Below are 14,361 nucleotides of genomic sequence, written 5' to 3' on the forward strand. Positions count from 1 at the left end.
GGGGCTAGCTTTTGTTCCGGGTGTTGGCCGCTACCCCGAGTCGCTCCTCGAAACGCTCACCAAATCGATTGGCGAAAGCCACCACCGCGTCGCTGTCTGGGGATCGGTCGCCAAGTTCATCCTTGATGCATTGCCGCAGGTGCTCGTCCAGTTTGATGAGCATCGGTAGCAAACCCTTGGCTTCCGGTACCTGACTGGACGCATACAGGGCCGCGTAAACGCCCCACCGGCATGCTCCCCATGCCTCGATGATTTCGTCGGGCGTGCGAGCGAGTTCGTTTTCGAGCTGGAGGTGCCCAAAAGGTGATGTCCCGAGCCGCATCACTCCGAAGACAACCCGTCCGATCAGTCGCGGCCATCCATTGGCCTCTTCTGACCAAACGGGCAGCGGGCGGGCATCGCTGGCTTCAGCGCCAATCGATGTTCCGAAGGCACAGATGATTTGAATGAGAGCCCTCAGACGAATGAGGTCGACTGGCTTCATTTCGACTTCCTTGAGCTCCTTGAGCCGAACCTCGAACGCTTCCACCGCCGAAACTAACTGTGCAGCCATGAGCTTGTTGCGTTGACGTCGCTCTCGCTCTTTCTCGACATCCTGGTCCTGTTGACGAGACGGTTCGATGTTCACGGCAGCAGCCTCACCAGCCGCATCCTGATCGCCTTCGAGGACATCGTCCTGGCTCATGCCCGACTCTTTTGGCGACAGGTCGAATGCCTCGTTCAAGAGCTCTTCGTCAGCGGCTTCATCTTTATCGTGGACCATCAAGCCGATGAAGCGATTGAGCGCGCGCGGCACTTCTTCGATGGGCCGACCGGCGACAAGCGATAATCGTGCATGCGAACCTGACTGAGCTGGTTTCGTTCTCACGAAGTCCGCATAGCTCAGCCGCTTACCCTCAGGAGCCGCCTCGTCATCTTGGGCCTTCGCTAGGGTGGATGTTTCAGGGAGGTCAGCCGGTGACTCTCGAACCTCTGCATTATTGAAGAGGTCGAGAGCCTCAAGGATATCCAACCCCTCATCCGGCATGTCGCGAAGGCGTGTAATCGTCTTACCGACGCCACCGCGATCCTTTGCAGACGCATTCCCACGCAAACGCTCGGTATGCTCAATTATGACGGGTGCGCTGGCCCGGCCGTCATGAAGGATCAATTCAGCGGTGATGCACTCATCAATGGCGATGCCGAGTTGAAGGCGCCAGCGATCATCGTCAACCGCGTCGAGCGCGTCGGTCTGCGCCATGAGCTCCCCGATCTCTGAATAGAGCCGGACCAAGCGTGGAGGGGATTTCTGAGACCGATGGCTCCAGTAGATAAATCCGCCGCGCGCGATCAATCGACCGCCGTCGGTAGCGTAGATTTTTGACTCCGTATCACCGAGCTCAGCTGGAGTTGCCGGTTTCAGTTCAGAACGATCCAGCCGCTGCTCTAGGCTCGTCTTCAGCCCGAGGGCGTCAACCGCGCTACCGGGCGCAAGGCGGCGGTAAATTCCCGCCTCGGCATTGCCGGACTGTCGGCTCAGGCCTGAAAGTGCCGGCCAGCTACAATTGATGCTGCCGGTCACGAGGTGATCGGCATTGCGACCTTCCGCGATTATGAGCTTGGCATGGAGAAAGCGCGACTTGGCCTGAAAATCGAGCGTATGGAAGCTGGGCTCAAGCGCCCCTAGTGCCGAGCTAGGAAAACCATGTTCCTGCTGGTCCAAAAAGATCGCAGTTGGAGGATTGCCGACCGCTTCGACAACGCTCTTCAGGCCCCGAAGCTCTTTGTCCCAATAGGGGGATAAAACGATGAGGCGCGATATTTCATCGTCCTGGATGAGCGCCCTGATTTGATCGATCAGGGCCACATCGACAGTATCCGAAACGAGAGACAGGAGACCGTCGGAACCAAGTAGGTCAGCCGCTGTCGCCGGCTCGACACCTCGAAGGAGCGGCGTTTCCTCCAAAGCGCGGTTGGCGGCCTCATTGAGCCAAGGGTCGTCCCCCGCCCACCCAAGTATGTAGTCAAACGCCTGTCTCACGATCGGAAGTAGCGGATCGGACGCATCATCGCAGCGAAGTTCAGTGACGAGCTCCAAGTTGCCCGCTAGCCCTGGCCCAGTAAGATTGGCAGAGCCAACCATCAGTCGTACGGACTTTGCGCCGAGCTGAAGCGCAATCTTCGGATGGAAGGCCGCGTTGCCAGGGGCATTGATTTTGAGGAGATGATAGAAGCGCCCCGCATAGCGCGGCGGCCCAAACTCTGCGAATTCGGCATTCAAGATCGCTTCGTCGGCTAGGACGTGGATATTGCGGCACCGCGCATTGCGAAGCCGCGGCAAAACGGTGTCTTCGAATGCCCCCACCGAGAAGGCGTAGGTCGTGAAGAATGCGGAGTGATATCCGCTGCGATCAAAGGCGCGATAGTACTTCATGCTGACGCCAATGCCTCCCGACCCCTCGGGGTAAGTCCGTCGGCATCCAGCAAACCCGCATCGGTGAGGAAGGTGAGGGACTGCTCCAATCGCGGATTGGAGAGGGTTGCGGCAAAGCTCGATCGGAACCGCAGCTCACCATCCGTCACATCGGCCAGATATGTATAGGCGCGCTGAGTGCGCAGCTTACGCGCAGCCACCCATAAATGCCGCTTGATGACGCGCTCCTTGAGGACGGCGGCCAAAACGTCTGCCGCCGGGGCGCTCGCGCGATCGTCGATAAACCGCCTCTCCGACGCCAATGAGCGGAAGTGCGTTGATCCGTAGGGCCCAAACTCGTGCTCAATAAGTTCACTCTGGTCTTCCGCGCGCGACAGAACGACCGCTAACAAGCCCACCGCAGCGCGCAGCGTTTCCGGTTGAATCACACCATCTTGGCCGCCGCTCCGACTAATCGCTTCCTCGAAATCGCGCTCGCCTAGGTCCGCCGCGCCTTGGGTTGTCTCAATCTGAAATTCAGCCCAGCTCGTGCCCGGGAGTTCGCTCTCTGCGACGACCTCTTCGACGAGATTTGTGAGCGTGAGGGCGCGTCGTGGCATAGAGGCCAGTACGCCAAGTGCTCGTTTGAACATGCCTTCATATGCCAAACGCAACAGGTCATTCGTATGATAGAGCCTCCACAGTGCAAGCGAGAGTGACCCAACACCCGCCTTGAGAACCCCAGGCATAGTCTCCGTATTATACCAAGCCCATTTTGCGTCTTCGGGACGTGGACGTCTGCCAAGCTGATCTGCGAGCTCAAGCAGCTTCAGCATGGTTTGCTTGCGGGCTTCATCGGTGCGTAGCGGCTTCTCAAATCCGCCCACCAGCAGCGCACGTAGCAGCCGTTGCTCTTCACTGCCTTCAGGAATTCGCCCGGACTTGAAAACGCTCAATCGCTCCAGCTCATCGGGAGTGACAATGCCGCGCTCAACGACCTCCAAGAAGAGCGCATCTTGGTCTCGAACGCTCTCGGCAAAAGCTGCGGCGACCTGTCGGCCACGCTCGTCAGCAATATCGATTGGGTGACCGTCCGCGACTCGAACAAGGCCCATCTCTCCCAATTGGCCGGCATAGATGGCACCGTAGGCTCCAGCCTTGTTTTTCAGATAGCGGATCTCAGCGTCCGGAGCGGCGGCGTCTGCAAAATTGTAGACATCCCCGCCATCCGAGAGAGTACGGCTTGCCCAGATCGCACCGGTAATGCCGGTCTCATAAACGTCGTCAGGGCCAATCCTGCTGACACCAATCAGCGCATAGAGTGCTTCTGCACGCCGTTGAAAGACGCGAAAAGTGTCGAGTGATGTATCGCCAATCGTTCGCGCATATTGCTCCAACAACCAAGGAAAGAAGGCGTAGTAGCGCAGTCGCAGCGTGATTGTGCTGATCCCTGGAACAAGGCGCTGGTATAGCGCCTCTGTCGGACGCACCATGGCCAGCGGATCTAGGCCGGTGTCTTGACCAATCTCTGTCCATTCCGGGAGGTGAAGTTTTTCAGCCATTATGACACAGAAGCTCAATTACGTTCCACAATTCAAAATTCTAGACAGATTGATCGGTCAATCGAAGCGTGCTCCTGTATGCGCACTGAGGTAATAAATGAAGATATCCCCTACTATTGGTAGCTGTATCCGTGCCCGGCGTCGACATTGGCTAGTTGAGGAAATTTCGGCGGAAACGAGAGACCCGGATCTTATTGAAGTTGTCTGTATCGACGACGACGCGCAGGGGCAGGCGCAGACGCTGATTCCGGCTTGTGAGATCGACTTCAAGCGGGTTGACGATGAAGCTTGGGAGAGCCTTGGCCGAGAGGCGCCATCGGATCCACTCGCGTTTTCGCTCTTCCTCCAAACGCTTCAATGGGGCACTGCGACTTCTGCCGACCAAGCGCTGTTTCAGGCGCCCTTTCGGGCCGGTATCGAGATCTCGCCCTACCAGCTCGTGCCATTGGCCAAAGCCTTGGATCTTCCTCGCGTGAATCTAATGATCGCCGATGATGTCGGCTTGGGCAAAACGATCGAAGCCGCTTTGGTCATGCGTGAGCTCATGCTCCGCCGCAGACTTGATTTCTTCGTCGTCGCAGCGCCCGCCAGCATGACGCTTCAATGGAAAGAGGAGCTGGCGTCTAAGTTCGGCATTTCTGCGGAGATCGTTGATCGCGAGTTTGTTGCGGACGTACGCGAAAAGCGTGGCTTCGCCTACAATCCGTGGAACAGCGCGAACGGATACATAATCTCGCACACCCTATTACGTGAACCTGCATATACCGACGGACTACACGCAGTCTTGGGGGCCTTGCGAGCCCGCTCCATGCTGGTTTTGGACGAAGCGCACCATGTCGCCCCCTCTCATGGGGAGGCCTACGGACTGGATACCCAACTGACTCGCGCTGTGCGTGATTTGGCAGCGAGGTTTGAGCATCGGCTCTTTTTGACGGCGACGCCCCACAACGGCCACTCGAATTCGTTTTCAGCGCTCTTGGAGATGCTGGATCCCCGACGCTTCACACGGGGAATTGAGGTGGGTCGGGAAGAGCACGAACCCGTCATGGTTCGCAGGCTCAAGGCAGACCTCAGGGAGCTCACGAGCACGCCATTCCCCAAGCGCGTTATTGAACCGATCCCCATCAGCGACACTGCGGCCGGCTGTCCGGAACTCCAAGTATCCGAGAAACTCGTTGAGTTTCTGACGAACGCGGAAGTCCATCATCGTTCCGCAATTCGACTGCAGCAGCGCCTCATGTCCTGCGTGCATTCCTTTGCCCTGACCCTAGAGAAAGAAATGGACTCGCTTGGGGAAGCGGACCGAACAAAGGCCTGCGAGCTTGCTGAATTCACCAAACCATTCCGGGTAAGGGCGGATGCGAAAACGCGCCGCCTCGTGGAGTGGGTGAAGGCGCACATGGGCAACGGTGCGACATGGAATGAACGACGCTTGCTCATTTTCACAGAGTTCGCGGATACGCTGGATTGGCTCAGAAAGCAGCTACTTCAACTGCTCGACCTGTCGGAAAACGACGATCGGATTGCTTGTTTCACGGGATCGACCTCTCTTGATGAGCGGGCGATGTTGAAGTCGAGGTTCAACAGCGACCCGGATACCGAGCCGCTTCGCATCCTGCTCTGCACTGACGCTGCCCGGGAAGGCATTAACTTGCAGCATCGCTGCTATGATCTGTTCCATTTCGACCTTCCATGGAACCCGTCGCGCCTCGAGCAAAGGAACGGGCGGATCGATCGCCGCTTTCAACCCATGCCCGAGGTCTTTTGTCGATATTTCATCTACGAGAATCGCCAAAGCGACCGCATTCTCGACGCGTTGGTGAAGAAGACCGAGCGCATCAATCGGGAGTTGGGCGAAGTCGGGCCGGTCATTGCAGAAACGCTTGAAAAACGGCTCGAAGAGAAGGGGATTTTCGGCGATGCCGGCAAACGGCTCGAAGCGGACCTATTGAGCGAAGCCTATCTGGAAGCCGAACGTCAAAAGGAAGAGCTGCGCTTGTCGCCAGAGCGAGAGAGGCGACGCAGGAAGCTTGTTGATGAGTTGGCCACCGTCGAACGGCGCCTTGAACAATCGCGAAAGCAAAAGGCGATCTCCCAAGACTCGTTGCAAGGCGTGTTTCTCAATGCGGCCGAGCGGGTTGCACCGCAGGGATTGCGCGCCTGCGATGGCTATTCCTCTCACGACGTGTTCGAGATCGACACCGCGAACGCATCATTTCGATCCGGCGATTGGGCGCCGGTCTTCGACGAGATGATGGCGCGGCCCCGAAAAGGCGGCGAAACAGAAGCGGAATACAAGGCCAACGTCCCGGTCAAAAAGGTCAGCTTTTATCCCATCAAGGACGGTGAGCGCCTCGACGCATCGGTGGAACAGCTTCACATCGAACACCGCCTGGTGAAGCGGCTCTTGTCACAGTTCAATGCGCAAGGATTTCGCTCACGCCTGGACCGAACCTCGATCCTTCAGACCAAAGGTTCGCAACCACGCTGCGTACTGCTTGGGCGATTGTCGCTCTATGCAAAAGGGGCGGCATCTCTGCATTCGGAAATCGTACCTATAACCGCTTCAATCAACGCGACGAGCGTTGCCGCCCTCAAGGACGAGGGGCGAACAGCAAGAGAAGTGCTGCGGGAATTGGCAGGTGCCGTGGAAGAATCTGTCCTGGCATCTGACCGCCTTCAGTCCGTGTTTCGAGCGCGGGCCGTCGATGATGCGCAGGTACTCAGGCCGCTTCTGCATGTTCGTGCGGAAATGATCGAAGCCTCAGCGCGCAAGGATTTGTCCAGGATCGCCGAAGCCCACGCCGTATCGCTCCGGAATCTGCTGGAAGGTCAAAAGAGCGCGCTTCGGCGTGAGCTTGAAAAGCCGGAAGTAGAAGTTCAGCTAGATCTGGGTCTTCATGCGCCCGAGGACATCGAGCAGCGCAAACAAGATGAAGAACATTGGCGGATGCGCCTGGCCCGTATCGATGAGGAGATATTGAGCGAACCCGAGGCTGTTCGAGCCATGTATGAAATAGTGGCGCGTCGGCTCGAGCCAATTGGCTTAGTCTATCTGCTGCCAGAGGGTTTCGCCTTGTGAGTGATCTCTGGCTGAAACACGTTCGACAGGAAGGCCTCGTCGTCTCGCAAGCGGCGCTGACCGAAGTCCCCTTGGCGCAGGATGCGGCGGACTCTGAAATCTATGAGAGCTGTCGCGGTGACTTCTGGCGGGTCGCCGACAAGGTGCTTCGATGGCCCGCAAATCTCATCACCACCCGGAGCAATAGCGCGGACCTTTGCACCAAGCGCCTGACTGAACTGGGCGTCACGCTCATCGCCGACGCTGCCTTGCTCGACACAGACAAGGCGTCCGTCCGCCTGCTCATCCGAACCCTCGGCAATCAGGACCCAGACGCCAAGGGCGCGGTCGAAGGCTGGGAAGGCGTCTCGCACCAGCAGGCGTTCGAACGTCTGCTTCGGGAAACCGGCGTCAGTCAGGGCGTACTCGTTACCCATGACGTTATCCGCCTGACTTACGCGCCGGTGGGCGAAACGCCGGGCTATCTGGAATGGCCCATCGACGCCATGGCGACGACCGCCGGTCGGCCCATGCTCGGTGGTCTAAAACTGCTGCTTGCACGCAACGCGATCTGGGGCGGCGCGGAAAGCCGCCTTGACGGCATTCTGAAGCGCTCGCGGGAGCATCAGAACACCGTCTCCACAAAACTCGCCGAGCAGGTCCTCGGCGCGCTCTACACGTTGATGCGTGGCTTCACCGTTGGCATCGAAGCGCGCGAGACCATGGGGCAACTCGCCGACAAGCGCCCGCAGCATGTCTATGAAGGCCTTCTCACCGTTCTCCTGCGCCTTGTCTTCGTTCTTTATGCGGAAGACCGCGATCTCATTCCGTCGCGCGAGGATGAGGCCGCCAAGCGGATCTATGACAATGGCTATTCCATACGCGATCTGTTTGCGCGGCTGGAGGAAGACCGCTCGCAGTATCCCGACACAATGGAAGACCGCTATGGCGCGTGGGGGCGGATTCTTGCCCTGTCGCGCCTCATCTATAATGGCGCGGGCGTGACCTTCATGCATGCCCGGCGCGGCAAGCTGTTCGATCCGGCGGCCTTTCCGTTTCTGGAGGGCGTTTTCGACGATGGGGACGCGCCACAGGTCCTGCCGATCTCCGATGGCTGCATCCATGAGGTGCTGACCCAGCTTCTGATCCTTGGTGGCGAGCGGCTCTCCTACAAGACGCTCGACGTCGAACAGATCGGTTCGGTCTATGAAACGGTCATGGGCTTTGTCGTCACGCGCACAAAAGGCCAGTCGGTTGCACTGAAGGTTAAGCCGAATGCAGGCAGTCCGAGCATTCCGGCCTTCGTCAATCTGGAGGCGCTGCTCGCCAAGGCGGGCAAGGACCGGTCCAAATATCTGAAGGACGAGCTGAGCTTTGACGCATCGGACGCTCAGTCCAAAGCGCTGAAAGAGGCCAAGGACATCCCCGGCCTGCTCGCCGCCATTGACCGCTCGATTGACGAGCGCGCCTCGCCGGGCAAGCGCGCCTGTCCCGCCGGCACGATTGTCCTTCAGCCCACCGATGAGCGCCGCCAGACCGGCAGCCATTACACCCCGCGTAGCCTCACCGCGCCGATTGTCGCCGATGCGCTGATGCCGATCCTTGACCAGCTGGGCGATGAGGCGACGCCCGACGAGGTGCTCGCCCTCAAAGTGTGCGATCCGGCCATGGGGTCTGGCGCGTTTCTGGTGGAGGCGTGCCGCGCGCTGGGCGAGCGGCTGGAGCAGGCGTGGAAACACCATCCCCACCTTCTGCCCGATGACGCCCGCGACGACCCGCATGTGTTTGCGCGGCGCGAGGTCGCCAAGCGCTGCCTCTATGGCGTCGACAAGAACGCCATGGCGACGGATCTCGCCAAGCTTTCGCTCTGGCTGATCACGTTGGCGCGGGATGAGGATTTCTCCTTTCTCGATCATGCGCTGAAGACCGGTGACAGCCTTGTCGGGCTGACGACGAGCCAGATCAAGGCGCTGACCTGGGATGAGGATACCACCAAGCGCTTCCTGTTCGCTCAGGCCTTCGACAAGGCAATTGATGAAGCGCTGGAGACGCGGCGGGCCATTCGCTCGGCGCCGGACAATATCACCTTCGAGATTCAGGCAAGCCGTTTGAAGACGGCGGACAAGGCGCTGGAAGGCGCGCGGCTGGCGGGTGATGCGGTGGTGGGTGTGTTCTTCTCGGAAAAGAAGGACAGGGACCGGAAATCGGCACTGAGCGAGCTGCACAACAGCCTCACGCTCGGCAGCGAGGCGGGCTGGGCGCGGGCGCGGGAGCATGCGCAGAGCCTTGCGCGGGGCGAGCATCCCATCCGGCCCTTCCATTGGCAGATCGAGTTTCCCGAAGTGTTTGCGGGTGTCGCGCCCGGCTTTCACGCGATGATCGGCAATCCGCCTTTTGCGGGCAAGAACACCGTGTCGGCCGGCACGCGCACGCTTTATCCCGACTGGCTGAAAGTCATCAGCCCCGGCGCGCATGGCAATGCAGACCTTGTCACGCATTTTTTCAGGCGGGCCTATGGCCTGATCCGTGAGGGCGGGACGTTCGGACTGATCGCGACCAATACGATTGGCCAGGGCGATACGCGCGAGAGCGGCCTGCGGCATCTGCTCATGGACGCAGGCGGCGGCATCTACCGGGCACAGCGGCGGGTGAAATGGCCGGGCGCGGCGGCTGTGGTGGTCTCGACGGTGCACACAGGCAAAGGCGAGGGGGCGTGGCCAGCGCCGGAACTGGACGGCCGGCCCGTTGCTCGGATCTCCGCCTTCCTGCGCGAGGGCGATCAGGATGAGACGCCCGCCGTGCTGGAGGAAAATTTACGAAGATCATTCAAGGGCTCGGAGCTCCATGGTTATGGCTTTCTGTTTGATGATGTTGGAGCTGAAGCGGGAAAGTGCGAACCCGTTTCACGGGCCAAAGACGTGATTGCTCAGAACCCAGCGAACGCCGGCGTCATTAGGAAGTTTGTCACGGGTGAGGACGTGATGGGCCGATTTGATCAGTCCTCAGATCGTCTCGTCATGGACTTGAACAACTTGTCGCTACCCCAGGCAAAGGCAACTCACCCCGAACTCATTGAAATTGTTGAAGAGCGCGTTCTTCCAGACAGGACAAAAGACAAAAGGGACGCGAGGAGGAAAAATTGGTGGAAATTTGGTGAGCAAGCGAAGGGGCTTTATGATGCCATTCAGGCGCAACCTTTCATCATTGCCACGAACTTTACTGCAACTCACGTCGCATTCAGCAAATTGGCTTCGGATGCGATTTTCGCCAATGCGATTGTCGTCATAGCGCTTGAGTTCGATCAAGCGTTAACAGTGCTACAATCACGCGTCCACGAAGTTTGGGCGCGCTTGCTGAGTTCCAGCATGAAGGACGATCTGCGTTACGCGCCAACCGATTGCTTCCAGACCTTCCCCATGCCGCAGGGTTTCCGCGAGAATGCCGCGCTTGAAGCCATCGCCAGCCGCTATCTCACCCACCGCGCCGACCTGATGAAAACCCGGCAGGAAGGCCTGACCAAAACCTATAACCGCTTCCACAATCCGCTCGACAACGCCGCCGACATCGAGACTCTGCGCCGCCTGCATGGCGAGATGGATGATGCGGTGTTGCGCGCCTATGGCTGGGACGATCTAGCTGATCTCTGCGCCCCCGGCGCGGAATTCGCACCGCGCTTCCTGACCGAGGATGACGAACCGGAATTTGCCTATCAGAAACGTCTGTTCTGGCCCGCCCCTTTCCGCGACAAGGTGCTCGCCCGACTGCTGGCGCTCAACAAGGAACGCGCCGCCGCCGAAAAACGGGGCGGCACTGGCAAGAAGAAAGCCCCTGTCCTACAGGTTGAAGGGAAGGGGACGCTTCTATGACCGACCAGGCATTTTCAAACTCGGCCGATGTTCGCGAGCATCTTCTCGCCGCGCTTCGCGGCGACGTGTTCGGTCCGGATACGCGCCATTTCGCGCATGACGACCATATGGCAAACCAGGAGGCGCTGCGCTCCGGCATCCGGCCGTCATCCTTCTATCTTTTCGGCTTTCTGGTGCCCGCAGATGAAGTCGCGATGGTAAGCGATGCGGATGAGCAAGGCCTGGAGTCTGAGCTTTTCGGTGAGGAGCAGGATGACGCCAATGCCCCTGCGCAGGATGACGAGGATGGCGGGCGCAGCCATGTGCAAAAGCGGCGCATTCAACCTTCCAGCCTCGGCCTGACGGTTTTCGTCGATCCCGATTGCCAACAGGTCGACGCCTCAGTCCGTTTTGCCAATTACATTCCGGAGCCGCCGATCAGCGAAGACATCCTGAAGGGTGCCCCCAAATCCGTCGCCGACGAGATCAGCTGGAAGCGCGACCCGAGGACGATTGAGCGGAGCATTTCACGTCAGGACATTGATCGCGCGCTTGCGAATCCGGGGGGGATTGAGCTGCTGCTGGAGGGATCTGCTGCGCCGAGCCTTTCCGGCGGTGGTGTGGTCCTGCACCTGGTGGCCCAGGAATGTAAATTGCCGCGCCCGTCGGATCGGGCAGACTGGCCGCGCGCGATCAGCCTGACTGTTTTCGTGGTCAACAAGCGAACCGCCGCGAACCGCTTCAAGGATGTCTCCAACATCTTCCAGGTCGGTCTGACGCTGAAGACTGCCAGTGGTTTCATAGGCAATCCCGACATGAGCGGCTTCACCGCGGAGGATTTCGATCTACGGCTCCATGACCTCCATTATTCCGACATTCTGCGCTTTGTCGGCGGGCGGAATGTAGGGACGGGTCATGACCTCCTGGAGGGCGACCGGGCGGGGCGCGTCTGGAGCGACCCGTTGCCGGCCGTGCACGTCGAGAAAGTTGATCAGAATACCGACCTGGTTGCGCTCAGCGAATTCAATATGGGCCGACTGGCCGAGCTCACCGAACGCCCTGACGAACTTGCAGATACGCTTGCGCGCTTTCCAGCCGCTTACCTGGCGGACTTCATCTCGTCTCAGCAAAGCGAGATCGGGAAGCTCGATATTCCAAGGCGGCGCGAGATCGCGGAGACGCTTGTGGCAAACCAGCGCGCCGCACACGAGCGCATGGTCGCCGGCGTCGAACTGCTTCGAACGAGCCATAATGCGCGGCTGGCGTTCAAGGCGATGAATCTGGCCATCAAGTCTTATCTCGAGAATACTCGTGGGATCGAAAATCCGGGCTGGCGCCCGTTCCAGCTCGCTTTCATTCTTCTCAATCTGCGCGGGATGACGGACAAGCTCAGCGATGACCGGTCCATCGTCGATCTGCTTTTCTTCCCGACAGGCGGCGGCAAGACAGAGGCCTATCTCGGCCTTGCTGCCTATCAGATTGCGCTTCGCCGTCTCGACAATACCGATTGGCTGGGAAGCGGCGTCAGCGTGATCATGCGCTACACCTTGCGGCTCCTGACCCTCGACCAGCTCGGCCGAGCCGCGGCCATGATCTGCGCACTTGAGCTCCTGCGCCGCTCCGACGCGTGGAAAGATGAACGAGGCCAGGAACTTCTCGGCAAAGCGCCGATTGAAATAGGCCTATGGGTCGGGTCCGGAGCGACACCCAACAAAATTGGCGGACGAGGCGAGCAGGACCGATCACCACCCAAAAACGCCCATGGAAAGATCGAATGGTACCGTAGTAAGCGCGGTGGGTCACCAGCACCGATTACAGAATGCCCATGGTGCGGGACGGCGTTCGACCGCGACACTTACAAGATCGCGGGCAAACGTATGCTCATCAATTGCGGCAACCTGGAGTGCGACTTTAGCGCTGCGAACGGTGGACTGCCGGTCCTTGCGGTCGATGAAGAGATATATGACCGCCTTCCCGCCTTCATCGTCGCGACGGTCGACAAGTTTGCCGCGCTGCCGCGGCGCGGCGAAATTGGACGCTTTTTCGGCCACGTGGACCGTATCGAATCCGCCGACAATCCAAAACACCTGACTTTCTATGGTGCTGACAGCCCAGGCGTTGGAAAGCTCCTCGACCCGCAGCGTCAGTGCCTGCCGCCCCCCGACTTGATCATCCAGGACGAGCTTCACCTGATCTCGGGACCGCTCGGAACAATTGCCGGCCTCTATGAAGCGGTGATCGACCGCCTTGCCAGCCGCAAGATCAATGGACGGCTGCGAGGCCCCAAGATCATCGCCTCGACCGCGACTGTGCGGCGGGCCGACGACCAGATCAAGAAGCTGTTTGGCCGGGACAAGACCGCGATCTTCCCGCCACCGGGCATTAGCCGAAAGGACAGCTATTTCGCGATTGTCCGCGAAGATCCCAGCCGGCAGCGGCAATATTTCGGCATCAGCGCGCTCGGTGTTGGCCCAAGAAAGGTCTACCTGCGAACCGTCGTGCCTTTGTTGGCCGCGGCTCAAAAGGCGTTCGATTCTGCGTCTGCAGCGGGCGAAAAGAACCCTGCAGACCCCTACATGACGGCCCTTTGTTATTTCAATGCGCTGCGCGAGCTTGGCGCGACCAGGCGCATCGTTGAGGACGAGGTTTCGTCGAACCTTCGAGATTGGAATGTCAGGCGCCTTAGATCCGGACAGGACGTTTCTGAAAGCGCTTTTGCTGGGCGTCAGATCGGGGCACCCGAGGAACTTACTTCCCGGGATTCAACGGACAAGGTCGCTGAAACCAAGCAGCGCCTGGCGCTGTCTTTTGGTGGCAAGGAAACAAAAGGCCCCAAGCCCCTCGATGTCGCGCTGGCGACCAACATGATTTCCGTCGGTCTCGACATCTCCAGGCTGGGGCTGATGTTGGTACAAAATCAGCCCAAGAGCGCCGCCGAATACATCCAGGCCACCAGCCGCGTCGGCCGAGACGATGAACGACCTGGCCTGGTTGCCGTTATTCTCAACATGCACCGCGCACGCGATCGCGCGCATTACGAAGATTTTGAGACCTATCACCAGGCTTTTTATCGCGCCGTTGAAGCAACAAGCGTCACGCCGAATGCCCCTGGCGCGCTGGATCGAGCACTCGGGGCGGTCTTCGCAGGACTGGTCAGGCACTTGGATCCAGATCTAACACCGCCGAGAGGGGCGCAGGCGATCAACGAAGAGCACCCAGCCGTGCAGCAAGCCAGCGCGTTTCTTTCCTCAAGGTTCGACTGCAATGCTGACCTCGACCGCTTGATTGCGGCGTGGATGGCCATCACCGCCGATCGCGAGGGCGAAGGCCTCAACTGGGATACCCACCAACCGGATGATGCCGGGCTGATGCACTCGCCACTACAGGACCTTTCCAAACTTAGGGATGAGTTCAGGCTGTTCGAGGCCGGCTGGTCGATGCGGGATGTGCAGCCCGGGGTCGCTATCGAGATCGAAGAATACTTGGCGAAGGGCGCGTGAG

General features: G+C 59.3%; 5 protein-coding genes. 3 read left to right on the forward strand and 2 right to left on the reverse strand.

Translation table 11 applies throughout. The features are described 5' to 3' along the window. Positions 1-4: 4 nt before the first annotated feature. Both L5876_RS07515 and L5876_RS07520 read right to left on the reverse strand, forming a co-directional pair. Positions 5-2,413, reverse strand: a complete 2,409-nt coding sequence (locus L5876_RS07515; protein ID WP_236955559.1) for a hypothetical protein — start codon at positions 2,411-2,413, stop codon at positions 5-7. Continuing rightward, positions 2,410-3,954, reverse strand: coding sequence for a hypothetical protein (locus L5876_RS07520; RefSeq protein WP_236955560.1), 1,545 nt, complete (start codon positions 3,952-3,954; stop codon positions 2,410-2,412). Before L5876_RS07520 ends, L5876_RS07515 begins: the two co-directional genes overlap by 4 nt. Before the next feature lie 97 nt (positions 3,955-4,051). Here L5876_RS07520 and L5876_RS07525 point away from each other — a divergent pair, with 97 nt between their 5' ends. The 3 genes from L5876_RS07525 to drmA are packed head-to-tail and all read left to right on the forward strand — an operon-like array spanning position 4,052 to position 14,360. Then, a complete protein-coding gene (locus tag L5876_RS07525) occupies positions 4,052-7,036 on the forward strand; it encodes a DISARM system SNF2-like helicase DrmD (protein WP_236955561.1) in 2,985 nt (994 codons plus the stop codon). Beyond that, the gene (locus L5876_RS07530; protein ID WP_236955562.1) at positions 7,033-10,881 is read left to right on the forward strand and encodes a DNA methyltransferase; all 3,849 of its coding nucleotides are present in this window, start codon (positions 7,033-7,035) and stop codon (positions 10,879-10,881) included. The genes L5876_RS07525 and L5876_RS07530 overlap by 4 nt, the downstream gene beginning before the upstream one ends. Beyond that, positions 10,878-14,360, forward strand: coding sequence for a DISARM system helicase DrmA (gene drmA / locus L5876_RS07535; protein WP_236955563.1), 3,483 nt, complete (start codon positions 10,878-10,880; stop codon positions 14,358-14,360). Before L5876_RS07530 ends, drmA begins: the two co-directional genes overlap by 4 nt. Position 14,361: the final 1 nt, after the last annotated feature.

The organism is Hyphobacterium sp. SN044, assembly GCF_021864465.1.
Lineage (GTDB): Bacteria > Pseudomonadota > Alphaproteobacteria > Caulobacterales > Maricaulaceae > Hyphobacterium.